Genomic DNA, 23,138 nt, shown 5'->3' on the forward strand with positions numbered 1-23,138 from the left:
GCCGCGGGCGTCTCGGCGGGCGCCACCGGCTCGAAGTCGGGCGCGGCGGCGGGCGCCACGGACTCGGCGGCGGGGCGCGCCGGCGCGACCGGCTCGGCAGCGGGCTGCTTCGCGGGAGCCGTCGTCACCGCGGGGGTGGGCGTCGGCTCGCGCGTCTGCGTCCCCTTGGGCGGGGGCGGCAGCGCCAGCGAGCGAGAGGACGCAGGCGTCGCGGCCGGACGCGCGGGGGGCGGCGACGAGCGCGAGCCCTTCGACGAGGACCCGCCCTCGCTGCCACTCGTGAAGGACAGGTAGCCGCCGATGCCAGCCGACACGAGGCCCGCCAGGAGACCCACGTCCGCCACCAGGGCGTACGTCTTGCCCGTGTCCTTGAGGTCCTGGGCGCGCGGGCTCACCTGCGGCGTCCGCTTGAAGACGTCCTGCTTCGAGGAGGCCTCCAGCCCGAAGTAGATGCCCCCGGCCAGCAGCGCCGCGCCCGTGGCCAGCAGCACATAGCCCGCGGTGCGGCGGCCCGAGCTCGCGCCACCTGAGAAGTGCTTGAGCGGCTTGCCGTTCACGCGCGCCGCATCGGTGGCCACCAGGTCCGTCAGCAGCCCCTGCGAGCCCGTGGCCATCGCGTCCCCGCGCGGCACCGGCCCCTGGGCGTAAGCGAGGTTGTGGCCATCCGCGGCATCCAGGCGCACCCCCGTGACATCGAGCGGCGCCGTACCCGGCCCGCCGCGAACCAGCAGCGCCACGACCTGGGGCGCGCCCACGAGCGCGGCCAGCTCAGCCAGCGCGAGGTCGCGATCCGGCCCGTTCGGGGTCTTCACCACGCGCTGGGTGAGGGCCTCCACGCGCGTCTGCGCGGGCAAGCGCTGGAGCGTGAAGGAGACCTCGCCCTCGCGCGCGCGGCCCTGGATCAGCGCATGGCCGGGCGCCAGCAGCGTGACGTAGTGGTCCGCGAGCGGCAGGCCCGTCACCGTGACAGGCGTCACCCCGCGGAAGACGCCGTCCACGTAGACCTCGGCGGGCACCGGCTGCGAGCGAATCTGGAACGAGCTCGGGTTCGCGGTGAGCAGCGCCTTGCGCTCCTTCTCCACCATCGACACTTCTTCGGGCGGGAAGAAGTTGGGCGAGAACTGCGCGCGCGGATCCACCGCCAGCACGGCGCGCATCTCCAGCTCGGCCGCCTTGTTCTCTCCATTGGCCACCTGCGACGCGGCCTTCATCACCCGCGCGTGGCTCAGCTCGGTGAAGTGCCGGGACAGGTCGCTCTGCTCGTAGGCGCGCACCGCCTTGTCGAACTGCTGGAGCGCCTTCTGCGTGTCCAGCTCGTCATAGGCGTGGAGGCCCTCCTTGATGGCGGTGGCCCCCTCCTCGGCCTTGGCCTCGCGGACCTGGGCGCCGTCGGCGTCCAGCGCGTCCGCCATCCGGACCGGCTCCAGCCGCCCGGAGCGGGCCAGGGCCTGCTCGGCCCAGTAGGACAGCCGGAGCGCGTCCTCGCGAGCCGACGGGTCCAACGGCACGGCCACCACCGTCACCCGGGGCCCCGTGGCCGCCGGAAGCGCCTGGGGCACGAGCCGCAAGGTCATGTGCTGCTGCTGTGCCGCCGCGGGACCCACGGCCAACAGTCCCACCAGCCAGCCGCTCAGCGCCGCGTGCAGCGCGCGATTGAAAGGACGTCGCATCACTCTGTCACCCTCGTTCGTCGCGAATTACACGCACTGGGTGCCAGAATGCCAGAGGGGAAAGGGGTTTAACGACCCGCCGAGCCTCCCGGAGGCCGATTCACCGGCCTTTGCGGGCCCGCAGCCACGCCGTGGAGGTAGTTGAGGGCCACCCGCAACTGCCAGTCCGAGAGCTTCGCCGTGACATCCCAGTCCCGCAGGTTCGCGGGCAGCGTCTGCGGCGCCGCGCTGGCTTCCGAGGCCACCGCGGGCTCGGCTTTGAAGTGACGCCGCAGGTCCTTCTCTCGCACGGACTCCCGGCCCGCCTTGCCGTTGGGGTCCTCCGGCACGAGGAAGTCAGGGGTGATGCCCTTCTCCTGGATGCTGCGGCCCTTGGGCGTGTAGTAGCGCGCGATGGTCAGCTTCAATCCCGAGCCGTCCTCCAGCTCGATGACGGTCTGCACGCTGCCCTTGCCGAAGGTCTGCGTGCCCATGATGACAGCCCGCCCGTGGTCCTGGAGCGCGCCCGCGACAATCTCCGAGGCGGACGCGCTGCCCGCGTTGACGAGCACCACCAGCGGATAGTCCTTCTCCGTGTCTCGGTCTCGGCTGCGCTCCTCGGTGGCGTTGCGCCCGTCGCGCCCGCGCGTGGTGACGATGGGCAGGTTGCCGGGCAGGAAGCGGTCGCTCATGGCCACGGCCTGATCCAACAGGCCGCCCGGGTTGTTGCGCAGGTCCAGCACCAGCCCCTGCAGCTCCTTGCCGCCGTTGAGCCCGCGCAGCCGCTCCAGCTCCTTGCGCAGGTACAGGTCCGTGCGGTCCTGGAAGTTCTTCACCTTGATGTGGGCGATACCGTCGTAGAGCGCGCCCTCCACCGACACGATGCGGATGTGGTCGCGGATGATGGCGATCTCTTGAGGCGCGTTGAAGCCCGCGCGCATCACCGTGAGCAACACACGCCCGCCCGCCGGGCCGCGCATCTTCTGCATCGCGCGCCCCACGTCCATGCCCTGCGTGCTCTCGCCGTCGATGCCCAGCAGCTCGTCTCCAGCCTTGATGCCCGCGCGCGCCGCGGGCGTATCGTCGATGGGGGCCACGACGACGATGTGCTCGGCCTTGCGGGCGATCTCGATGCCCAGCCCGCCGAACTCCCCCGACGTGTCGATCTTCATCTCCCGGAAGACTTCCGGCGGCATGTAGAGCGTGTGCGGATCCAACGTCTCCAACATGCCTTGGATGGCGCCGTGGATGAGCCGCGCGCGGTCCGGCTGCTCCACGTAGTTGTTCTCCACGTAGGAGAGCACCCGCGCGAACAGCTCCAACTGGCGATAGGCGGAGTCGTCCTTCTCGACCACGCGCGCGGGCGCGCCCTCTGCGAGCGCCGACGCGGGCACTCCCAGGAGCACGAGGGCCGCCAGCATCCCACGCCACGGTTGCAGAAGCCCTGTCACGGCGGTGCATCCTTTCCCGGCTCGGGGGTGTGCGCACTCGCGGCGCGCGGGCAGTCTACACCCGGTCGCGCGCGCGATTCCCGGCGCTCACAGCCCCGTGCGATCCGCGAAGCGCGTGAGGTAGGACACCAGCTCGTCCGGGCGCTCCATCTGCGGCACGTGGCCAAAGCCCTCCACCACGTGCACCTCCGCGTGCACCGGCAGGTGCGTGCGGTACCACGCGAGAATCTCGGGCGGCAGCAAGCGCTCACTGCCGCCCCAGAGGAAGAGCACGGGCATGGCCAGGTTGCGCACGGCCTCGGGCTCCAGGCTGGCGCGCGTCTCCAGCGCCTCCTGCGTGAGCGCCTTCACGGTGTTCGTCGTGTAGAACTTGCGCAGCTCCGAGGCCAGCCAGAGCGCCGGCAGCGGCGCCTTGTGGAAGAGCCGCTTCGTCAGCGCGCGCGCGTCCTCGGTGGTGCGCACCGAGAAAGCCCCCAGGAGCGCGCCGAGCACCGGCTCCGGCAGCTCCGCCCCCGCGGGCGCCACCAACGCGAGGGCCTTCACCCACTGGGGACACTCGGCCGCCAGGGTGACGGCCAGGGCGCCTCCCAGCGAGTTGCCCACGACCAAGGCAGGCTCGCGCACGACCTGCTCGCAGTACGCGCGCAGCACGTCGAACTGGTTGCGCACGCTCACCGGTCCGCCGCGGTACTCGCTGGAGAAGCCGTGACCTGGCAGGTCCGGTGCGAGCACGCGCGAGAAGCGCCGCGCCAGCCCGAAGAACGTCCGGCCAAAGCCATTGGCCGAGCCGCCCAGTCCGTGCACCAGCAGCACCGGTGGCCCCTTGCCCTGCCCCTCGAGCTGGTAGTGGTGCACCACCTGCCCGCCCACGCGCACTGTCGAGGACTGGACACCGCGCACCATCAGCATGCGCCGCATCGCCTTCTGCATCCCGTCCATCAGGTCCATGCGCCCACCGCTCCTTGCCAAGGGACTGTCCGCCGCAAGGTAATGATGCCCTGGATTCGGCGCAGCGCGTCAGGGGACGGGAGCCAGCCAGAGCGCCGGGTCCACCGCCTGCCCCGCCTTGCGCACCTCGAAGTACAGGTAGGCGCCCTTGAGGGAGCCGGTGTCGCCCACCTCGCCCACGCTCTCGCCCGCGGACACGTGGGCGCCCACCGTGGGGATGACGGTGGAGAGGTGCGCCATCAGGGTGTGGAAGTCATCGCCATGGTCGAGGATGAGCAGGTTGCCGTAGCCGCGCAGCCAGCCCGCGAAGACGACGGTGCCCTCGGCGACAGCGCGCACGGGTGAGCCCGAGGGCGCGCGCAGGTCCACGCCCTTCTGCACCGTGACGGTGTTGAAGCGCGGGTTCACCACCTTGCCGAAGCCCACCTCGATGACGCCCGTGGCCGGACGCGGCAGCTTGCCCTTGAGCGCACCAAAGCCGCTGGTGGCCGGGGCTTCGTGCAGGTCCTTGAGCATGCGCGTGAGGTCCGCGTCCGCGCCCTCCAATTCGCGCACCGCGCGCCTGGCCAGCTCTGCCTCGCCCGCGAGCTGCCCGACGACTTCCTCCAACGCCTCCTGCTGCGCCTGGGCCTGCTTCGATTGCTCCTGGAGGAAGGCCACGCGCCCCGCGAGCGAGGCGTGCAGCCGCTTGAGTTCGAGCGTGGCCTGACGCTGGAGCGTGGCCACGTGCTGCACCGTGCGCAGGAGTTCCAGGTCGCCGGACATGCTGGCCTCCAGCGCGCGCGCGCGCCACATGAGGGCGGAGAAGTCCTCCGCGGACAGCAGCACCTCCAGCGGGCGGCGGCGCATGAGGCGGTAGAGCGTGCGCAGCCGCGGCGACAGGCGGCGAAGCTGCGCGCGCAGGGCCTCGCGCAGCACCGCCTCCTCACGCTCGGCCAGGGCGACGCGGCGGCGGAAGACAGAGAGGTCCCCCTCCAACGCGCGGACGCGCCGGCGCGAGAACGACGCCATGTCCTCCATCAGCTCCATGCCTTCGAGCACGGAGAGCTTCTTCGCCTCGATGAGCGCGAGCGTGGCGCGCTGCGCGGCCAGCTTCTCGCGCACGGCCGCGCGCTCCGACTCCTCGTCCTTCTGAGCCTGAGCCGAGAACGCGCCCAGCAGCAACATGAGGACCAGCAGGCGGCTCATACGCGCAGGAAGCGCCCCACCGCGACGAAGCTGCCCCCCAGCCCGAGCCCACAGCCCGCCGCCACCAACTCCAGCGCGGTGCGCGGCTCCACCCACGCGGTGGAGACACCCGGGCCCAGCAGGAACGCGAAGAGCGAGCCCAGCGTGGGGCCCAGCACACGACCGAAGGTCCACAATCCCAACAGCGCCAACCCCGCGCCGAGTAAGCCCTGGAGCAACCCCTCCAACAGGAAGGGCGCCTTGACGAAGCGGTCCGTGGCGCCCACCAGCTTCTGGATTTCGATCTCCTCGCGCCGCGAGTAGATGGCGAGCTGAAGCGTCGCCGCGACGATGATGATGGTCGTCCCCAGCACGACGAGGAAGGCCACCAGCGCACCGAAGCGCAGCGCCCGCGCGATGGCGGACAAGCGCTCCACCGCGGCCTCGCCGTAGTCCACGGCCGTGACACCAGGCTGAGCGCGCAGCTCCTTGGCGAGCGTGCGCAGCGCCTCGGGCGAACGGCGCTCCGCAGGCACGCGCACCTCCAGCGTCGCGGGCAGCGGGTTCTCGGGCAGCTCCGCCAGGGCCTCGCCCAGGTCCCCCAACTCGCGGCGAAGCCGGACCAGCGCGGCCTCGGGCGGCACCACCGTCACGTCTCCCACGTGGAGCTGCTGGACGCGCTCGTGCACGCCGTGCACCTCGTCCTCGCCCAGCTCCGGCGCCAGGTACACCGTCACCTCCACCTCGCCGCCGAGCGAGGACAGGAGGTTGTCCACCACGCGCGAAGCCCCGCGCGCCAGCCCCGCCGCGAACAGCGCGATGGCGATGGTGGACACCGCGATGAAGTGGACGAACGGCGAGTGCCGCAGACCTCCCGCCGCCGAGCGCCAGAAGTACGCTGTCTTCGCCAGCGCGCTCATACCGCCATCCGGCGTGCTGCCTTGACGCCGTCCTCGTCGGAGACGATCTGCCCGCGCTCCAGGCGCACGGTGCGCTTCTGATAGCGCGCCAGCAGCGTGGCGTCGTGGGTGGCCACCACCACCGTGGTGCCTCGGATGTTGACCTGGGTGAGCAGGTCCATGATTTCGACGGTGAGCGCCGGGTCCAGGTTTCCGGTGGGCTCGTCCGCGAGCAGGATGGTCGGATCGTTCACCAGCGCGCGGGCAATCACCACGCGCTGCTGCTCTCCACCGGAGAGTCGCAAGGGCAGCGCGTCCGCCTTGTGCTCCAGGCCCACCAACTTGAGCATGCGGCGCACCTTCTCGCGGCCCTCGGCGCGCGGCACGCCCAGCACGTCCAACGTGAAGCCCACGTTGTCCGCCACCGAGCGGTGCGGCAGCAGCTTGAAGTCCTGGAACACCACGCCGATGTTGCGCCGCAGGTACGGCACGGCGGACTCGCGGATGCGCGCGATGTTGCGCCCGCCCACCAGGATTTGCCCCTTGGTGGCCTTCTCACCGCAGAAGATGAGCTTGAGCAGCGTCGTCTTGCCCGCGCCGGATGGGCCCGTGAGGAAGACGAACTCGCCCTTCTCCACGTTCAGGTTGATGTCCTGGAGCACCGGCGGATCGCCGGGATACGCCTTGTACACGTGGAAGAACTGAATCATGGCCGGGGCGTGGGTCGCTGAACCTACCACGTCTCGGCTGCGCCGCCGCATGCACGTCGTGCGAGGGCCTCCTCACTTCCTGCGGGTGGAGGCCCGAGGTGCGCCCCGAGCCTTCACGGCCCGCCCAGGTGAGCCCGCTTGCGCCCGCGCGGGCCGGGCCATCGGAGCCGTCCGCCGCACATCCCAGGCCGGCTCTCCGGCGAACCGGTCCACGAGGAAGTCGATGAAGCTGCGCACCTTGGCGGAGAGGTGGCGCCCGCGTGGGTACACCGCGTGGATGCCCACCTCCGGGGGCGCGTACTCGGGCAACAGTCGCACCAGTCGTCCCGCGGCCACGTCCTCACCGATGAGGAAGCTGGGCGTCAGCGACACGCCGAGCCCCTTCAGCAAGGCCACGCGCAGCAGCTCGCCGTTGCTGGCGGTCAGCCGGCCGCTCACTCGAACCACGGACTCCTGCCCGTCCGCGCCGCGAAACCGCCACTCACCCGGGGTGGCTCGGTACGCGTACTCCAGACACTCGTGATGAACGAGGTCGGCGGGAGTCCGCGGCGCACCCGCGCGCGCCACATAGTCGGGCGCCGCGCACAGAATGGAGCGGCTGGGCGCGAGTCGCCGCGCCACGAGGCTCGAGTCAGGCAGCGCCCCGATGCGGACGGCGACGTCGATGCCCTCCTCCACCAGGTCCACCTTCCGGTCATTGAGCGTGATGTCCACGCCCACCTCCGGATACGCCAGCAGGTAGTCCGAGATCGCCTGAGACAAGTGGCGCGTGCCGAAGGAGATGGGCGCGTTCACCTTCAAGCGTCCGCGAGGCACCGCCTGCTGCGCGCCCGCCGCGCCGCGCGCATCTTCCACGTCCTCGAGGATGCGCAGACACCGAGCATGGAAGCCCGCCCCCACTTCCGTGAGGCTCAGCTTCCGCGTGGTGCGATGGAGCAGCCGCGCCCCCAGCCAGTCCTCCAGCGTGGTGAGGTGGTGGCTGACGCCCGCGGGAGACAAGCCCAGCTCGCGCGCCGCTTGAGACAGGCTCCCGCTCGCGACCACCTTGGTGAACACCGCCATGCTCGTCATGCGGTCCATCGCGTTTCCGCCCGGCTTTCAGGAAGGCTGAAGAGTCCTTCCAACACGGCACCAGTTATCAACCCGCCGTGCCTCGCGCATTCCTTCTCCATCAACCGGACCGCTCCCAAAGGACGCGGCATTGCCAGGAGACAGCACGCGATGGAACGACTGACGGGACAGGTGGCGCTGGTGACGGGAGCTTCGCGGGGCATCGGCCGCGCCATCGCGGAGCGACTGGCCCACGACGGTGCGGCCGTGGCCGTGGGCTACCACGCGAACCGGGCTCCGGCCGAGGCGCTCGCGACCGAGCTCCGCGCCCGAGGAGGACAGGCCGTGGCGTTGCCCGTGGACGTCACGAGACACGAGGACGTGCGGAGGTTCTTCGATGACGCGGAGGCGCGGCTCGGCCCCGCGACCATCGCGGTGGCCAACGCGGGCACCCTCTTCGTGCGCCCCTTCGTGGAGATGACCGCGGAGGACTTCGAGACGGGCTTCGCGGTCAACACGCGCGGCACCTTCCACGTGTTCCTGGAGGCGTCCCGCCGCCTGCGCGAGGGCGGACGCATCATCGGCGTGTCCACGAACCTCACGCGCCTGGCTCAGCCCGGCTTCAGCCTCTACCAGGCCAGCAAGGCGGCGGTGGAGCAGTTCGTGATGGTGCTCGCCAAGGAACTGGGGCCGCGCCACATCACCGTGAACGCGGTCTCTCCAGGCGCCACCGAGACGGACATGATCGCCCCCGCGCACCATGAGGCGCTGGCTCGCGAGATTCCCCTGGGCCGTCTGGCCAGACCCGAGGACATCGCGAACGTCGTCGGCTTCCTCGCCTCTCGCGAGGCGGGCTGGGTGAACGGGCAGATGGTGGGCGCCAACGGCGGCATCGTCTGAGGCTCACGCCCTCGCGAGGAGGCAGAGACTTCAGCCGCGTCCCACCGCGGTGATGAACACCCAGCGAGCGCCGTCGCGCAGCACCATCAACCGGATGCGCACGTCGCGCCGGCCCCACTCGAACTCGAAGCGGAAGTCGAAGCTCTCCGTCACCTCGCCGCCCTGCGCCGCGAGCGCGTCCAGCCGGCCTCGAAAGGCGGCGACGTCCGTGCAGGGCGCCACCTCCTCGAAGAAGCGACGGCCCAAGGTGCGCTGCGGCGAGCGGCGGGACTGGGCCGCCTCGGCCGCGTTGAAGGCCACCACGCGGCCCTGCGCATCCAGTTTGATGGCCCCGAAGGGCAGTCGATCGAAGTCCGACTCCGACATGCCTCGGAGGACCTCCTCCGTCAGCGACTCGGCGTCGACCACCCGGTGCCCTCCGCGTGCGCCAGCCTCGAAGGCGGCGCCGGGAGTTGTCGTCGTGCGCGACATGCCCGCGATTATCCAGGAGGCCGTGGGTGCTCGGTCAAAGCCGGCCCACGGCGCATCGACCAGAACCGGACATCCGCCGCGCGAGGCCAGGACCGCGCGCGGCGGGGACTACTGCTCGCCCTCGCCAGCGAGGTAGCTGAGGATGACCTCGTCGAGGCTCTTCTCGGAGATGAGGTCCTCGCCGAAGAGCGTCTCCACGCCCACCTCGTTGATCTTCGGCTTCTCCTTGAGGGCTCGCGCCGCGGCCACCTCGGGAGGCAGCAGGAACACGGGCGCCGCGGGAGCCACCGGCTGGACCTGCGGGGGCGGGGGCGGTTGGGGCTTGGGGGGAGGAACGGGAGCAGACGGGAGCCGGGCCTGCGCTTGATCCGCCTCGCTGGCGAGTTGCCCCGGCTGGTAGTGCCGCGCCGTGGACTCGTAGCTGTCGTAGACCCCGTTGATGAGGTTGCGCAGCATCTCCTTGTGCTGCTCCTCCATCAACTCACGAACGACCTCCGCCAGATTCTCCGCATTGAGGATGTCGGCGTAGGAGGTCTTCTTCGACGCGAGGATGTTTCCACCCACGAACAGGTGGGTGATGATGTGCGGGTTGTTGACACCCGAGTCCTCGGTCTGGACGTGGTAGACCTTCCCCTTGTGCTTGATGTTGTGGTTGAAGCCGGTGACGGCTTTCTCGAAGGTTTTCGCCATTGCCGAGGGGGGCACCGTAGCAGCGGGGGTGTGACGGCACAAGGTAAGCATCACGCGCATTTCGCGCGCGTCGCGTGCCTGCCCGCCCCTCCCTTCCGTCCGCGCGCCGCGGCGGCACCACGCAGGCCGCCCTGTCGTCCAGCAACCGGGCCAGCGGCACGCGCATTGAAAAGCTAAAAGCGGCTGGGGTACGTACAACCAGCCGGGACCCGTTACCCACGCGGAAGGCACCCAGGGAGCCACGGATGACGAAGGACAAAGCGCTCACCAACAAGGTGCGCCTGCAGGACGCCCAGGCGCTGGCGGAGGGATACTCGCCGGCCATCCGCGCGATGGAGATCAGCGCCATCGTCGGGTTCATCGGACTGGAGGCGTTCCTCGCGTACCGGCTCTCCGGGTCGCCGCACCATGGCCCATGGATGCTCCTGAGCGCGGTGCTCCTGGGCTACATGGCCGCGGACTTCGTCTCCGGCTTCGTCCACTGGATGGGCGACACGTGGGGCTCCACCGACATGCCGGTGCTCGGCAAGGCGTTCATCCGCCCGTTCCGCGAGCACCACGTCGACGAGAAGGCCATCACCCGCCACGACTTCGTCGAGACCAACGGCAACAACTGCCTGGTGTCCCTGCCGGTGGCGGCCATCGCCGTGGCCCTGCCCATGACGAGCCCGGGCTGGGTGTTCATGGCCAGCTTCCTGGGCGCGATGATCTTCTGGGTCATGGCGACCAACCAGTTCCACAAGTGGTCACACACGGACGCGCCGCCCGCGATCATCGGCTTCATGCAGCGCGTGCACCTCATCCTGCCGCCCGCGCACCACCGCATCCACCACACGGCGCCCTTCAACAAGTACTACTGCATCACCGTGGGCTGGCTGAACCGGCCGCTCCAGATGGTGCACTTCTTCCCCACGCTGGAGCGGATCATCACCCGGGTCACCGGCCTGCTGCCCCGCCAGGACGACATTGGCGCCGAGGCCGCCCAGGCCATCGTGGAGGCCAATGTCACCACCGACGCCCCCGTGGTGCAGGCGGCCCGCGAACTCCTGAAGGCGACGACCGAGGAAGCCCCCCCGGTCCCCACGCGCCCCTCGACCTGAGAGCGGCCCGGGCCCGTCAGAACGACAGGTCCACCAGCTCCGCCGAGGGAATGGGGCGCCCGAGGAAGCGCGCGCCCACGTCCGCGAAGACTTCCGGCACGTCCGTGACGAAGAAGTGGTGCGAGGGCGGCGGGCCGCCCGCGGGGGCCATCAGGTCCTTCGCCGCGAGCAGCTCCACCACCGCCTGCGCGGTGGCCTCCGCCGAGTCCACCAGCGACACCTGCGGCCCCACGACCTCGGCGATGACGCCCTTGAGCAGCGGGTAGTGGGTACAGCCCAGCACCAGGGTGTCCACCCCGTCGCGGGCGAACTCGGACAGGTACTCGCGCGCCACGAGCATGGGTACGTCCCCCGTGGTCCAGCCCTCCTCCACCAACGGCACGAAGAGCGGACAGGCGCGCGCCTTCACGCGCACCGCGCGGCCCCCCGCCTCCAGGGCCCGCTGATAGGCCCCCGAGCGGATGGTGCCGGGCGTGCCAATCACCCCCACCCCGCCGCCCGAGGTGCGCGCCAGCGCCGCGCGAGCGCCGGGCTCGATGACGCCCACCACGGGGATGGGAAGCGTGGCGGCCAGGGCCGGCAGGGCCGCGGCGGACGCCGTGTTGCACGCAACCACCAGCAGCTTGATGCCTCGGGCCTGGAGGAACTGGGCGTTCTTCAGCGAGTACTTGGTCACCACCTCGCTGGACTTGGTGCCATAGGGCACCCGCGCGGTGTCCCCCAGGTACAGGGTGCTCTCATGGGGGAGATGGGCCATCAGCGTCTTGAGGACGGTGAGCCCGCCGATGCCGGAGTCGAAGACTCCAATGGGTCCGTGGCTGTCATGCCGCATGCGCGGACTGCCTATCACGTTTGATGCCAGCGCCAGGTGCGGCACGAAAGACACAGCGGGCCGGGGCCCCCAAGGTCCCGACCCGCGGCTCACTCCCCAGCCTGCCTTGCGCTTAGTTGGTGCGCGCCACCGGCACCGTCAACGCACCGTTCGGACCCGGGAACTGGTGGGCAATCACGTCGATGGGGGGCAGGTTCGAGGGCGAGCGGTACACGCGGCCGTTGGACCCGGTGGCGATGATGGACACGTAGTAGCTGCCCGGGCGGAGGAACTCGAACACCACCGGCGCCTGATCGCAGCCGTAGAACTCGCCGGTGAGGCCGTACACCCACTTGCCGGTGAACTTGTCCTGGAAGTTGATGCTCACCTGCGAGACCCCGGCCTGCGAGCAATACAGCCGCGTGTTGCCGTCATAGAGGTCCCACCGCACCGAGGCCCCACCAATCTCCCACGTCTCGGCGGTGACGGAGACCGGCGTGCCGTTCTGCGAAACGAACCCACCGCCGTAGTAGTAGACCGGGCGGATCTGCGAATCGAGGGCGACGACCTCCAGGTAGTGCTGCCCCGGATCCAGGTAGGGGGACTGCACGCTGTTGCCGCCGCTGCCTTCGCTGCAGTTGAAGCGCTTCCAGTTGCTGTCATCCACTCGGGCATCCACGTACGCGATGCCCGCCTGGCCGCACGTGGGATAGGAGCTGCCCGCCTGGGTGGGGAAGAGCCAGTTCACGTACGCATACGAGGTCGGCTGGCCGAGCGGCGTGAGGTCGATGTTCACGCTCACGTTCCCGTTGACGGTGAAGCGGCCACTGCCCACGTAGATGCGCTCGTTGTTGTAGTTCACCGCCTCGATGTCGAACGAGTACGTCCCCGGCACGAAGTCATGGAGGATGATTCCGTCGAAGCCGTTGGCGTTGCACGGGTAGCGCCCCCCATTGGCCAGGTTTTCACCCGGGATGGAGATGTTCACGCCCTTGACGCTGGGGTCGTCGGAGCAGCGCTTGCCTCCGAAGGTCCACATGAAGCGCACATCGCCCGGGGAGCCCTGGACCTCGCAGGTGTCGCAGCCGTTGTCGTGGATGACGCAGCCGGAGGAGACAGCGACGAGACAGAGGAGGGCAACAAGCAGTCGGGAGTTCATGGGGGCATCCGTACGTCGGGGTTGAGGTCGTCGGCCCGCGGTATGCGCCTGAGGACGCCCTCGGCTGGGAATTATTCACGAGCGCCGGACCTCACCGCCCAGGCGGGCAGGCGCGCCGCGTTTGTTTGACCGTCCGGACCGTGAATGTTAGGCGCTGAAGTCCAATGATACCCCACTTGCCCCTGGCGCTCGCCGCCATGAACTACGTGGAGATCATCCGCGATGCGTCCTTCATCGAGCTGGCGGTGCTTCTCCTCCTGATGGGCGTGTCCGTCGCGTCCTGGGCCCTCATCGCCATGAAGGCCTCGCAGCTGTCGCGCGCGCGAGCACAGTCCCTCACCTTCCTCGACATGTTCTGGAAGGCCTCCCGGCTGGAGGCCATCTACCAGTCGGCCCAGAAGCTAGAGGGCTCGCCGCTCTCCAAGGTGTTCTGCGCTGGCTACGAGGAGCTGAGCAAGCTGGCGCAGACCAAGGAAGGCGCCTCCGAGGACGCCATGAGCGCGAAGCTGGGCGGCATCGAGAACGTGGAGCGCGCGCTCAACCGCGCCGCCACCGCGCAAATCACCGAGTTGGAGGCGCGCGTGTCGTTCCTCGGCACGGTGGGCGCGGCGTCCCCGTTCGTGGGCCTGTTCGGCACGGTCATCGGCATCCTCAGCGCGTTCAACGAGATCGCCGAGAAGGGCAACGCCACGCTGGCCACGGTGGCCGCGCCGGTGGGCAACGCGCTGTTCGCCACGGCGGCGGGGCTCTTCGCGGCCATCCCCGCGGTGGTCGCCTACAACTCGTTCGTCAGCCGCATCAAGGTGTTCGACACGGAGATGTCCAACTTCTCCGCGGACTTCCTCAACATCATCAAGCGGCACTTCTTCCGGTAGGGAGCGCACGGCCATGGGAATGGGCGGAGGCAACCGAGGCGGTGGCCGCACCACCATGAGCGAGATCAACGTCACGCCCATGGTGGACGTGATGCTGGTGCTGCTCATCATCTTCATGGTCACCGCGCCCCTCATCCAGCAGGGCGTGAAGGTGAACCTGCCGGAGACGAAGGCCACCCCCGTCGAGGCCAGCGACAAGAAGCTGGTGCTCTCCATCGACGCCGCGCGCAAGGTCTACATCGGCGACGCGGAGGTCTCCCTGGACGAGTTGGAGGCGAAGCTCGCCGCCAACGCCAAGGCCCAGGCGGACAAGGAGGTCTATCTCCACGCGGACCGGGATGTGCCCTACGGCGTCGTGGTGGAGGTCATGGCCGCCGCGCAGCACGCGGGCATCCACAACGTGGGGATGATCACGGACCCGTCCGGCGGGGGTCGGGCGTCCAAGGCTCCGGCGGCCAAGCCCAAGGAGGCGAAGCGCTAGGCCATGCACCCCGCGGTGAGTCACAGCCTGCTGCTGACGCGACCCTCGCGGCTGTCGCGCTTCCTCGTCTTCTCCGTGGTGGGGCACGTGGGCGTGCTGCTCGCGGCGGTGCTCTACGCGCGCCTCGCCTCGCGGCCGCCCGTGGACCTGAACCCCGAGCCCATCAAGGCGTCGCTTGTGCGCCTGGGCAAGCCGCGCGACCCCAAGCTCCTGCCGCGCAAGGAGCAGCTACCGCCTCCGCCCAAGGAAGTGGAGGCGAAGCCCGTGGCCACGCCGCAAGCGCCGCAGCCCGAGCCCGCCAAGGTGGCCGTGCCGGTGCCCGGCGTGAAGCCCGAGCCCGCCGCCCAGCCCACGCCGCAGAAGGGCGACAAGAGCGCGGAGGACCGCCGCAAGCGGCTGTTCGGCGCGTTCGACAAGACGGCCAAGTCCCAGCCCGCCGAGGACCTGGAAGGCGCCGAGGACGGTGACCCCGATGGCGACTCGGCCACCGCCGAGGGCGAGCGCTACTACGGCCTGCTGAAGTCCCAGGTGCGCCGCCACTACAACGTGGCGGACACTATCCCCGACGCCGAGCGCCTGTACCTCAAGGCGCAGGTGGCGGTGCGGCTGGGCCGCTCCGGTGAGGTGCTGGACGTGAGCCTGGCGAAGTCCAGCGGCAACGACCTGTTCGACTCGGCCGTGCTCGCGGCCGTGCGCAAGGCATCCCCCTACTCTCCTCCTCCCGATGCGCTTCGCGACTCGCTCCAGAAGAGCGGCGTCGTCCTGGTGTTCAGCCCATGAAAGCCCTCCTGCTCTCGCTCCTGCTGTTCCCGCTCGCGGCGCTCGCCCAGGCGCCCGTCATCGAAATCTCCGGCGCCAACTTCCGGCCGCTGCCCCTGGCCGCGCCCGCGCCCGTGGCGCAGGACCCCGGCGCCAAGAAGCTGGCCGCGCCCTTCGACGCGGCGCTCAGCTATGACCTGTCCGCCTCGGGCATCTTCCAGGTGTTGGACCGCGCGAGCTTCACCGCGGACGCCAAGGAGGGCATGACCGCCGGCAGCATCAACTTCAGCCGCTGGGCGGACGTGGGCGCCGAGTCGCTCGTCAAGGTCTCGCTCGCGCAGGACGGCGGCTCGCTGCGCGCCGAGCTGCGCCTGTTCAACGTGGCCACGGGTCGCGAGGACCTCAAGGTGGCCAAGGACGCGCCGGCGGATCAGCCGCGCAAGCTGGCGCACACGCTGGCGGACGCGCTCTACCGGCACTTCACCCGCGAGCCCAGCCCGTTCCTCACGCGCATCACCTACGTGCGCAAGGCCGGCTCCAACCGCGACGTGTTCGTGGCGGACTGGGATGGCAACAACGCCCAAGCGCTCACGCAGGGCGGCACCAACATCCTCCCCACGCTGGGGCCCAGCGGACAGGTGGCGTACACGTCGTACCGCAAGAACCGGCCCGACATCTGGGTCCAGACGCCGGGCGGCGAGGCGAAGCCCCTGGTGACCGAGGGCCAGATGGCCACGGGCGCGGCGTACTCGCCGGACGGCAAGCGGCTCGCGTACGCGCTGGCCGAGGGCGAGAGCGCGCAAATCTACGTGGCCAACGCGGACGGCAGCGGCGCCAAGGCCATCACCGACACGCCGTACGGCCTCAACACCAGCCCCTCGTGGTCACCGGACGGCAAGCGCATCGCGTTCGTGTCGAACCGGGGCGGCAGCCCGCAGGTCTACGTCATGGGCGCGGATGGCTCCGGCGTGCGGCGGCTCACCTTCCAGGGCAACTACAACCAGACGCCGGACTGGTCGCCGCGCGGAGACCTCATCGCGTTCACCGCGCGCGACGAGCGCAACGCGTTCGACCTGTTCACCGTGAACGTGGACTCCGGCAAAATCACGCGCCTCACGCAGGACCAGGGCAACAACGAGGAGCCGACGTTCTCACCCAACGGGCGCCTCATCCTCTTCAGCTCGAACCGCAACGGCACGCCCACCCTGTGGGTCATGACGTCGGATGGCAGCAACCAGCTTCCCCTGCCCATGGACAAGGGGAGCTGGCTGACGCCTGACTGGGGCGCGGCCCCCGCGTCGCCGTGAGTCCGGGCCAACGTTGACAGTGGGGTCGCGCTCGGGTCCAGTCCATGGGCCATGAGCGCGACCTTTCGCTCCCACTGGGGGCTCGATCCCGAAGTTACGTTCCTCAACCATGGCTCGTTCGGAGCCTGTCCCACCGAGGTGCTGCGCCACCAGGCGGACTTGCGCGCCCGGATGGAGTCCGAGCCCGTCCGGTTCCTGCACCGCGAAATCGAGCCGCTGCTCGACGCCGCTCGTCACGCGCTCGGCGCCTTCCTGGACGCGGATGGGGATGACCTCGGCTTCGTGACCAACGCCACCACGGGCGTGAACACGGTGCTGCGCTCGCTGCGCTTCGAGCCCGGGGACGAGCTGCTCACCACCGACCACGAATACAACGCGTCCCGCAACGCGCTGGACTTCGCCGCCAGCCGGTGGGGCGCCCGCGTGGTGGTGGCGACGCTGCCGTGGCCCGTGGCCTCCAAGCAGGAGCTGGTGGACGCGGTGCTCGCGCGCGTGACGCCGCGCACGCGGCTCTTGCTCATCGACCACGTCAGCAGTCAGACGGCGCTCATCATGCCGGTGCCGGAGCTGGTGCGCGCGCTGCGCGAGCGCGGCGTGGAGACCCTGGTGGATGGCGCGCACGCGCCGGGCATGCTGCCCCTCTCGCTCCGCTCGCTCGGCGCCGGGTACTACACGGGCAACTGCCACAAGTGGCTGTGCGCGCCCAAGGGCGCCGCCTTCCTCCATGTGCGTCGGGACTTGCAGCCGGGAATCAAGCCCCTGGCCATCAGCCACGGCCTCAACGCGACGCGCACCGACCGCTCGCAGTTCCGGCTGGACTTCGACTGGACCGGCACGCACGACCCCTCCGCATTCCTCTGCGTCCCCGAGGCGGTGCGCGTCATGGGCGGCATGCTCCCCGGAGGTTGGCCCGCGGTGATGGCTTCCAATCACGCCAAGGCCCTGGCCGCGCGCGCGATGCTGTGCGAGCGCCTGGGCGTCGCGCCGCACTGCCCCGACGAACTGGTGGGCAGCATGGCCACCGTGGCGCTGCCCCCGGGCACAGAGGCCCTGAACCCGCTCGGGTTGGATCCACTGCACGTCCAGCTCTTCGAGCGGTACCGCATCGAGGTCCCGGTCGTTCCATGGCCGCGCGCGCCCCAACGCCACATTCGCGTGTCGGCCCAGCTCTACAACACGATGGCGGACTACCAGCGGCTCGCTGAGGCTTTGGAAGCGCTCCTGCGTTGAGTAGGCTGCCGCAAATGTCTCGTTTCGCCACCATCGATGTGGGAACCAATTCGGTGCTGCTGCTCGTCGCCGAGCGCGCACCGGACGGGCGCTTCGAGCCCGTGTTGGAGCGGGCGGAAATCACCCGGCTCGGTCGGGGGGTGGACCAGAGCCGCCGCCTGTCGCCCGAGGGCATGGAGGCCACGCTCGAGGTGCTGACGCGCTTCGCGGACGAGGCCCGAGCCCTGGGCGCCGAGGGCATCGCGGTGTCCGCCACCAGCGCGGCGCGCGACGCGCAGAATGGCGCCGAGTTCCTGGAGGCCGCCCGCCAGCGCGCGGGCGTCACCGTGGAGATCATCTCCGGCGCATTGGAGGCGCAGCTCTCGTTCGCCGCGGTGTACTCGGACTTCGCGACCGATGCGGCCGGCCCGCTGTTGGTGGTGGACATCGGCGGAGGCTCCACTGAGTTCATCTTCGGCAACCGCGCGGGCACCGTGGAGTTCCGGCACAGCTACGACGTGGGCGCGGTGCGGCTCACCGAGCGCTTCGTGCACGCGGATCCGATGACCGCCGAGGACCGCGCGCGCATCGAGACCTCGCTCCGGGAGACCTTCGCCGCGCATCCGCATCCGCCCGCGCCCCCAGGCTCGGTGCTGGTGGGCGTGGCGGGCACCGTCACCACGCTCTACGCCATCCAGCACGCCATCGACCCGTATGACGCCGCGCGCGTGCACGGCGGCACGCTGTCCCTGGGCGAATTGAAGGCGCTGGCCGACCGCCTCTGTCAGCTCTCGCTGGAGGAGCGCCGCAAGCTGCCCGGGCTCCAGCCCAAGCGCGCGGACGTCATCCCCGCCGGAGCGCTCATCCTCCTGGAGGCCGTGAAGGCGCTGGGCCTCGACGGGTGCCGCGTGAGCGACCGGGGTCTCCGCTGGGGTCTGCTCGCCCATCGCTTCGGCGCGGGAGCGGCTCACTCATGAACGCCACGCCCCTGTCGGAGTCCGCTGGAGTCGGAGCGCCCCTCATGCCCGTGACGCCCCCGCCCCCCTCGGCCGCCTCGGGGGCGCGCTACGCGCTGTTCATCCTCACCCTCATCAACCTCATCAACTACCTCGACCGCTACATCATTGCGGTCGCGTTGCCGGCCATTCAGCACGAGTTCGGCATCAACGACACACAGTCAGGCTGGCTGGGCACGGTGTTCATCATCGTGTTCATGCTGGCCTCGCCCCTGGGCGGATTCCTGGGGGACCGCATGCCGCGCAAGCTGCTGGTCGCGGGCGGCGTGCTGTTGTGGAGCCTCGCCACCGGCGCCAGCGGAGCCGCCACGTCGTTCATCACGCTGCTCATCGCGCGCGGCGTGATTGGCATTGGCGAGGCCGGCTACGGCGCCGTGGCGCCCTCCATCATCTCGGACCTCTATCCGCGCGACCTGCGCACGCGGATGCTGTCGTTCTTCTACATCGCCATCCCGGTGGGCGCGGCCATGGGCTACGGGCTGGGCGCGTGGATGACGAACAGCTACTCCTGGCACTGGGCCTTCTACGCGGGAGGCGTGCCCGGCCTCATCCTCGGCACCCTCGCGTTCTTCATGCCCGAGCCCCAGCGCGGCGCCATGGACGGCCCCGACGCGCCCGTGAAGCTGCCCTTCCTGGAGGGCCTCAAGGGGCTGGGGCGCAACGCGGCCTTCTGGGCGACCACCACGGGCTACACGCTCATGACGTTCTCCATTGGCGGCCTGGGCTTCTGGATGCCCACCTACCTGGAGCGCGAGCGGGGCATGCCCGGCAACACCACCGGCATCGTGTTCGGCGCCATCACGGCCGTGGCGGGCCTCACGGGCACGCTGACGGGCGGGTGGCTCGGCGACAAACTGGACCGTCGGCGCGAAGGCGGGGGCCTGTGGCTGTCTGGCCTGGGCCTGCTGCTGGCCGCGCCGTGCATGTATCTGGCGGTGAATCTGCGAGACTCGACGTTCACGTTCATCGCCATCGGCGTGGCGCAGTTCCTCGTCTTCTTCAACAGCGGCCCCATCAACGCGGCCATCGTCAACTGCGTGCCGCCCGCGTTCCGCGCCTTCGCCATGGGACTCAACGTGCTCTGCATCCACCTGCTCGGGGATGCCATCTCGCCCGTGCTCATCGGCCGAATCGCCGACGCGGCCAGCTTGAAGACGGCCATCGAGGTCAACGCCCTCCCCGTGCTGCTGGGCGGACTGGCGCTGCTGCTGGGGGCCAGGCTGCTCCGCGACGCCGCGCCTCGCGGGCGCGTCACCGCGTGACGGTGGCCGGGGCATCCAGCCTCGGCCGGTACTCCTCCGCCAGCCGCTCCACCTCGGTGGTCAGCCGCTCGCCCTCCGTGAGCAGCAGCGCGCGCAGCCGCTGGCGGTTGCCCAGGATGAAGAACACGCTCAGGTCGCGGCGCAGCGCCTTCCAGCGCTCCGCGAAGTAGAGCGTGAGGAGCGCCAGCGGCGGCACGCCGACGAAGGCCACCACGCCCCACGGCCAGCCTCGCCACAGCGTGGCCCCCACCGTCAGCCCCACCCACCACATGAGCGCGAGCACCAACGACGTGAGGAACTTCACCGTGGCCTGCACATCCAGCTCCGTCTTGCGGCTGGCCAGCCGCGGAACCTGATACGGCAACCCGAAGAGCGCCATGCCGAGCACGAACAATGGCAGGCCACACACCAGCGCCAGCAGGTTCTTCACCACGAAGGGCACCACCGTGTCCTCGCGGTACTCCAGAGACAGGTCCGCGGGCCCCGCCGCGCGCACGAGCTCCAGCCGGTGACTGAATGACGACAGGTCATCGCGGATCCGCTCGAAGCGATCGGGGGCCTCGCCTCGGAACACCTGGATGCCGCGCGCCCACAGGCGCAGACGCTCCGAATCGAGCGGGCCGCCGCGCTTCAGCGCGAAGAGCTGCTCCGCGAGCTGAATCAACGGCAGGTCCGCCCACTCCTCCAGGTTCAGCGTGACGGCGCGCAGCCCCTCCGCCACGCGCTCGGTCAGCGCGCGCACCGCGTCCGGCTCTCCCGCGGCGTCCGCGGGCAGGTACGGCAGCACGTCGATGGCGGGCCCCACGTCGATGAGCACCTCGCTGCGGAACACGTTCTTGCGCGCGTAGGTGAGGCCCACCGGGACGATGCGCACCCGAGCGCCTTCACGCGCCGCGCCCAAGGCGATGCGCGCCGCGCCCGTCTTCAGCTCCGCCAGCATGGGCTCCGAGTGGCTCTTTCCCTCGGGGAAGATGGTGAGGGCCCGCCCCGCCACCAGCGCCCCCCGGGCCGCCTCCAACGTCCCCTCGTTCCGCCCCATCTGCGCGGGGTCATCCTGCTTGCGGTACACCGGCAGCGCATCCAGGCCGCGCAGCAGCGCGCCAATCACAGGCAGCTTGAACAGCGGCGCCTTGGCCAGGAACGTCACGCGGCGGCGCGTGAGGATGAACACCAGCGCCGGGTCGATGAGCCCGTTGGGGTGGTTGCCCACGAAGAGCACCGGCCCCTCTCCTTCCTCGACGGGGGCATTCACCCGCACCCGGTAGAAGAGGCGAAGGGCCAGCGACACCACGGCTCGCACGAACGCGTAGAACACGGCCGGACTCTATACCGGACCCTCCGGGGTCCACCGGGCCCCAGCGGACACTGTCACGTCTGGATGTAGCGCTCGGCGCCACGCCGTCCCGCCCCCTGTGGCAGGCCACGTCACGCCCAGCCCATCGCACCTGTCTTGGATATCTCGTCTTTCCTGGCATGGCGCGTGCTCTAGCAAAGCCGCGAGCGGGGCCGTCCGTCCTGGCGCCCCGCTCGGCGGCCCGAGGCGAGGGTCGGGCCGTCGCGGCTCACCCACCCTCGGAGCCCCGTCATGAAACCTGGACTGTCTTTGCTGACACCCCTGCTCGCGCTCGCGGTGCTGGGAAGTTCGCCCGCCTGGGCACAGGCCGACGAACCCATCCCCGAAGGCTGTGTCGAGAAGCGCTTCTGTGATGGGACGCAGTGCTACGCGGAGGACGCGCCCCAGTCGTTGCTGGCTTGCAGTTGCGGCCTGCTCGACCCGACGTGTGGCGTGGGCAAGTGCGTGGAAGGCGAGTACTGCGACGGCAGCGCCTGCGGAGAGACGTCGCGCTGCCATCCCTCCAACTCGCCCATCTCCCGGGTGATGTGCGCGGGAGAGAAGATGAGCCCCACGTGCGAGCTGCCCGCGGGCGGCTGCGGCGTGGGCCGTTGTGAGGACGCGGCCTACTGCGATGGCTGCGGTTGTCAGCCCCGTGACGCCGCGGCCTCGCAAGCGCTGTGCGAGTGCAAGCTGGCAGAGACGCGGTTCGGCCTGGGCGAGTGCGTGAACGGGGGCTACTGCGAGAACGCAGCGAGCGAGTCCGGCCAATGCTTCAAGCCCGAGGCCGACATCTCGCGCGCCATGTGCCGAGGCGCGACGCTGGAGCAGTGCGTGGCGTCTCCCATCCAGGAGGCGACCTATTGCAAGGACGGCCGCTACTGCGACGCGAAGGATTGCTACCCCGAGGACTCGGCCATCTCCAAGATGAACTGCGCCTTCACGCCCGCGCCGCAAGAAGCCAGGCGTCTGGCCACCGCGCTGGGCCCCTATGACGTGGGGGTGATTCCCCGCCGCCCGTGGGCCTGCCCGCCGGGCTGCGAGTACATCGAGTTCTACACGGACGACGAAGACAGCCGGAATGACAACTACACCTGGGGCTGGGTGGGCGCGACGCGGCAGAACAACGCGGGCACGCGGCTGGGCTTCTGCCGGGTGGATGGCACGCGCTTCACGAACCTCGTCGACGTGTGGAATCGCGACCTCGCCATGGCCACCTACTCCGTGCTGCGCCTGGGGTCCCGCTGCCCGCCGGGCGGGATTCCCTTCACCCGCAACATGGACAACGAGGACTCGAACAACCGCAACACCTTCACGGGCAACATCTGGCCCAACGTGTCCAACCGCAACACGTCCCTCAACTTCTGTCTGTTCATGGCCACGACGCGCAGCGGGATGCATGGCTTCCCCTGGCTGGGCTTCGAGTACGGCGTGTTCGCCGCGTCGGACCACGCCTCGTCCTACTGGCGTCAGCCGGGCTACATCCACATCGATGACGAGGACGACCACAACGCCAACTCGTTCAGCTACGACAACACCGGCAACATCGGACTGCTCATCCACTCCATGGTCTGGGGTGGCGCGAACACGGAGATGCGGCTGGCGCGCGTGACGGATCCCGACCGGCCGTGCGGCGCGCAGGTCCGCTATCACAACGGCACCTACCTCACGCCCTGGTACGACGGCGCCAACTGCTACATCAAGCGCTTCCCGCCGTCGGGCACGCCCTTCATCTGGAACAACAGCTATTACGTGTCCGCGGGACCGGGGCGCACGTGCAGCGAGGGGTACTATGATGGCGCCAACTGCTACATCATGACCGCTCCCGCCGGGACGACTGCCTTCAAGTGGGGCAACGCCTTCTATTACGCGGAATAGCGCGCGCCCGGCC

22 protein-coding genes are annotated in these 23,138 nt (G+C 70.0%); 10 read left to right on the plus strand and 12 right to left on the minus strand.

The genetic code is table 11. From position 1 onward, the window contains the following. The 7 genes from KRR26_RS09985 to KRR26_RS10015 form a co-directional block, all read right to left on the minus strand. On the minus strand, window positions 1-1,670 hold a 1,670-nt coding region (locus KRR26_RS09985; protein ID WP_217079709.1), incomplete at its 3' end, for a PEGA domain-containing protein. 68 nt (window positions 1,671-1,738) lie between these two features. Then, window positions 1,739-3,100, minus strand: coding sequence for a S41 family peptidase (locus tag KRR26_RS09990; RefSeq protein WP_328707104.1), 1,362 nt, complete (start codon window positions 3,098-3,100; stop codon window positions 1,739-1,741). Window positions 3,101-3,187: 87 nt separating this feature from the next. Further along, the gene (locus KRR26_RS09995; RefSeq protein WP_120202687.1) at window positions 3,188-4,048 is read right to left on the minus strand and encodes an alpha/beta fold hydrolase; all 861 of its coding nucleotides are present in this window, start codon (window positions 4,046-4,048) and stop codon (window positions 3,188-3,190) included. Between the two features lie 69 nt (window positions 4,049-4,117). Then, entirely contained in the window at window positions 4,118-5,236 is a 1,119-nt protein-coding gene (locus KRR26_RS10000; RefSeq protein WP_120202689.1) for a murein hydrolase activator EnvC family protein, read from the minus strand. Beyond that, window positions 5,233-6,135, minus strand: coding sequence for a cell division protein FtsX (locus KRR26_RS10005; RefSeq protein WP_120202691.1), 903 nt, complete (start codon window positions 6,133-6,135; stop codon window positions 5,233-5,235). Before KRR26_RS10005 ends, KRR26_RS10000 begins: the two co-directional genes overlap by 4 nt. Next, entirely contained in the window at window positions 6,132-6,824 is a 693-nt protein-coding gene (gene ftsE, locus KRR26_RS10010) for a cell division ATP-binding protein FtsE (RefSeq protein ID WP_120202693.1), read from the minus strand. Before ftsE ends, KRR26_RS10005 begins: the two co-directional genes overlap by 4 nt. 72 nt (window positions 6,825-6,896) lie before the next feature. Next, window positions 6,897-7,904: a LysR family transcriptional regulator gene (locus KRR26_RS10015; RefSeq protein WP_217079710.1), complete on the minus strand. Its 1,008-nt coding sequence runs from the start codon at window positions 7,902-7,904 to the stop codon at window positions 6,897-6,899. A gap of 141 nt (window positions 7,905-8,045) precedes the next feature. Here KRR26_RS10015 and KRR26_RS10020 point away from each other — a divergent pair, with 141 nt between their 5' ends. Next, entirely contained in the window at window positions 8,046-8,774 is a 729-nt protein-coding gene (locus KRR26_RS10020) for an SDR family oxidoreductase (protein ID WP_120202697.1), read from the plus strand. Window positions 8,775-8,804: 30 nt separating this feature from the next. Here the strand turns inward: KRR26_RS10020 and KRR26_RS10025 are convergent, their stop codons facing one another. Next, a complete protein-coding gene (locus KRR26_RS10025; protein WP_120202699.1) occupies window positions 8,805-9,245 on the minus strand; it encodes a PAS domain-containing protein in 441 nt (146 codons plus the stop codon). A gap of 108 nt (window positions 9,246-9,353) precedes the next feature. Next, the gene (locus KRR26_RS10030; protein WP_120202701.1) at window positions 9,354-9,935 is read right to left on the minus strand and encodes a hypothetical protein; all 582 of its coding nucleotides are present in this window, start codon (window positions 9,933-9,935) and stop codon (window positions 9,354-9,356) included. A gap of 245 nt (window positions 9,936-10,180) precedes the next feature. Between KRR26_RS10030 and carF the strand changes: the two genes are divergently transcribed. Beyond that, a complete protein-coding gene (gene carF, locus KRR26_RS10035; RefSeq protein WP_120202704.1) occupies window positions 10,181-11,035 on the plus strand; it encodes a plasmanylethanolamine desaturase in 855 nt (284 codons plus the stop codon). 16 nt (window positions 11,036-11,051) lie between these two features. Here the strand turns inward: carF and murI are convergent, their stop codons facing one another. Further along, window positions 11,052-11,867, minus strand: a complete 816-nt coding sequence (gene murI, locus KRR26_RS10040) for a glutamate racemase (RefSeq protein ID WP_217079711.1) — start codon at window positions 11,865-11,867, stop codon at window positions 11,052-11,054. A gap of 112 nt (window positions 11,868-11,979) precedes the next feature. Next, a complete protein-coding gene (locus KRR26_RS10045; RefSeq protein ID WP_120202708.1) occupies window positions 11,980-13,005 on the minus strand; it encodes a hypothetical protein in 1,026 nt (341 codons plus the stop codon). Window positions 13,006-13,169: 164 nt separating this feature from the next. Here KRR26_RS10045 and KRR26_RS10050 point away from each other — a divergent pair, with 164 nt between their 5' ends. From KRR26_RS10050 to KRR26_RS10080, 7 genes are read left to right on the plus strand one after another with little or no spacing between them, the layout of a single operon-like run. Continuing rightward, window positions 13,170-13,880 carry a MotA/TolQ/ExbB proton channel family protein gene (locus tag KRR26_RS10050; RefSeq protein WP_120202710.1) on the plus strand — a complete coding sequence of 237 codons (711 nt, stop codon included), beginning with the start codon at window positions 13,170-13,172 and terminating at the stop codon, window positions 13,878-13,880. A gap of 13 nt (window positions 13,881-13,893) precedes the next feature. Continuing rightward, window positions 13,894-14,361 carry a protein TolR gene (tolR, locus tag KRR26_RS10055; RefSeq protein WP_120202712.1) on the plus strand — a complete coding sequence of 156 codons (468 nt, stop codon included), beginning with the start codon at window positions 13,894-13,896 and terminating at the stop codon, window positions 14,359-14,361. A gap of 3 nt (window positions 14,362-14,364) precedes the next feature. Further along, window positions 14,365-15,141, plus strand: a complete 777-nt coding sequence (locus KRR26_RS10060) for a cell envelope integrity protein TolA (RefSeq protein WP_217079712.1) — start codon at window positions 14,365-14,367, stop codon at window positions 15,139-15,141. Beyond that, window positions 15,138-16,427 carry a DPP IV N-terminal domain-containing protein gene (locus KRR26_RS10065; RefSeq protein WP_120202716.1) on the plus strand — a complete coding sequence of 430 codons (1,290 nt, stop codon included), beginning with the start codon at window positions 15,138-15,140 and terminating at the stop codon, window positions 16,425-16,427. The genes KRR26_RS10060 and KRR26_RS10065 overlap by 4 nt, the downstream gene beginning before the upstream one ends. Window positions 16,428-16,478: 51 nt before the next feature. Beyond that, on the plus strand, window positions 16,479-17,657 hold the full coding sequence (locus tag KRR26_RS10070) for an aminotransferase class V-fold PLP-dependent enzyme (RefSeq protein ID WP_217079713.1): 1,179 nt from the start codon (window positions 16,479-16,481) through the stop codon (window positions 17,655-17,657). A 14-nt stretch (window positions 17,658-17,671) separates the two neighbouring features. Next, a complete protein-coding gene (locus KRR26_RS10075; RefSeq protein ID WP_217079714.1) occupies window positions 17,672-18,613 on the plus strand; it encodes a Ppx/GppA phosphatase family protein in 942 nt (313 codons plus the stop codon). A gap of 44 nt (window positions 18,614-18,657) precedes the next feature. Continuing rightward, complete coding sequence (locus KRR26_RS10080) at window positions 18,658-19,914, plus strand: spinster family MFS transporter (RefSeq protein WP_217079814.1); 1,257 nt, start codon at window positions 18,658-18,660, stop codon at window positions 19,912-19,914. Here the strand turns inward: KRR26_RS10080 and KRR26_RS10085 are convergent. Continuing rightward, window positions 19,904-21,229, minus strand: coding sequence for a 1-acyl-sn-glycerol-3-phosphate acyltransferase (locus tag KRR26_RS10085; RefSeq protein ID WP_217079715.1), 1,326 nt, complete (start codon window positions 21,227-21,229; stop codon window positions 19,904-19,906). The two genes, KRR26_RS10080 and KRR26_RS10085, sit on opposite strands and share 11 nt — an antisense overlap. A gap of 270 nt (window positions 21,230-21,499) precedes the next feature. Between KRR26_RS10085 and KRR26_RS10090 the strand changes: the two genes are divergently transcribed. Beyond that, on the plus strand, window positions 21,500-23,125 hold the full coding sequence (locus tag KRR26_RS10090; RefSeq protein ID WP_217079716.1) for a hypothetical protein: 1,626 nt from the start codon (window positions 21,500-21,502) through the stop codon (window positions 23,123-23,125). Window positions 23,126-23,138 lie beyond the last annotated feature (13 nt).

Source organism: Citreicoccus inhibens (assembly GCF_019039035.1).
GTDB classification, from domain to species: domain Bacteria; phylum Myxococcota; class Myxococcia; order Myxococcales; family Myxococcaceae; genus Citreicoccus; species Citreicoccus inhibens.

Coding starts and splice junctions, on each gene's coding strand:
- KRR26_RS10065 (WP_120202716.1), top strand. CDS start 15,138: ATGAAAGCCCTCCTGCTCTCGCTCCTGCTGTTCCCGCTCGCGGCGCTC.
- KRR26_RS10060 (WP_217079712.1), top strand. CDS start 14,365: ATGCACCCCGCGGTGAGTCACAGCCTGCTGCTGACGCGACCCTCGCGG.
- KRR26_RS09995 (WP_120202687.1), bottom strand. CDS start 4,048: ATGGACCTGATGGACGGGATGCAGAAGGCGATGCGGCGCATGCTGATG.
- KRR26_RS10080 (WP_217079814.1), top strand. CDS start 18,658: ATGCCCGTGACGCCCCCGCCCCCCTCGGCCGCCTCGGGGGCGCGCTAC.
- murI (WP_217079711.1), bottom strand. CDS start 11,867: ATGCGGCATGACAGCCACGGACCCATTGGAGTCTTCGACTCCGGCATC.
- KRR26_RS10075 (WP_217079714.1), top strand. CDS start 17,672: ATGTCTCGTTTCGCCACCATCGATGTGGGAACCAATTCGGTGCTGCTG.
- KRR26_RS10090 (WP_217079716.1), top strand. CDS start 21,500: ATGAAACCTGGACTGTCTTTGCTGACACCCCTGCTCGCGCTCGCGGTG.
- KRR26_RS10050 (WP_120202710.1), top strand. CDS start 13,170: ATGATACCCCACTTGCCCCTGGCGCTCGCCGCCATGAACTACGTGGAG.
- KRR26_RS10005 (WP_120202691.1), bottom strand. CDS start 6,135: ATGAGCGCGCTGGCGAAGACAGCGTACTTCTGGCGCTCGGCGGCGGGA.
- KRR26_RS10025 (WP_120202699.1), bottom strand. CDS start 9,245: ATGTCGCGCACGACGACAACTCCCGGCGCCGCCTTCGAGGCTGGCGCA.
- tolR (WP_120202712.1), top strand. CDS start 13,894: ATGGGAATGGGCGGAGGCAACCGAGGCGGTGGCCGCACCACCATGAGC.
- KRR26_RS10045 (WP_120202708.1), bottom strand. CDS start 13,005: ATGAACTCCCGACTGCTTGTTGCCCTCCTCTGTCTCGTCGCTGTCTCC.
- KRR26_RS10030 (WP_120202701.1), bottom strand. CDS start 9,935: ATGGCGAAAACCTTCGAGAAAGCCGTCACCGGCTTCAACCACAACATC.
- ftsE (WP_120202693.1), bottom strand. CDS start 6,824: ATGATTCAGTTCTTCCACGTGTACAAGGCGTATCCCGGCGATCCGCCG.
- KRR26_RS10020 (WP_120202697.1), top strand. CDS start 8,046: ATGGAACGACTGACGGGACAGGTGGCGCTGGTGACGGGAGCTTCGCGG.
- KRR26_RS10070 (WP_217079713.1), top strand. CDS start 16,479: ATGAGCGCGACCTTTCGCTCCCACTGGGGGCTCGATCCCGAAGTTACG.
- carF (WP_120202704.1), top strand. CDS start 10,181: ATGACGAAGGACAAAGCGCTCACCAACAAGGTGCGCCTGCAGGACGCC.
- KRR26_RS10015 (WP_217079710.1), bottom strand. CDS start 7,904: ATGGACCGCATGACGAGCATGGCGGTGTTCACCAAGGTGGTCGCGAGC.
- KRR26_RS10000 (WP_120202689.1), bottom strand. CDS start 5,236: ATGAGCCGCCTGCTGGTCCTCATGTTGCTGCTGGGCGCGTTCTCGGCT.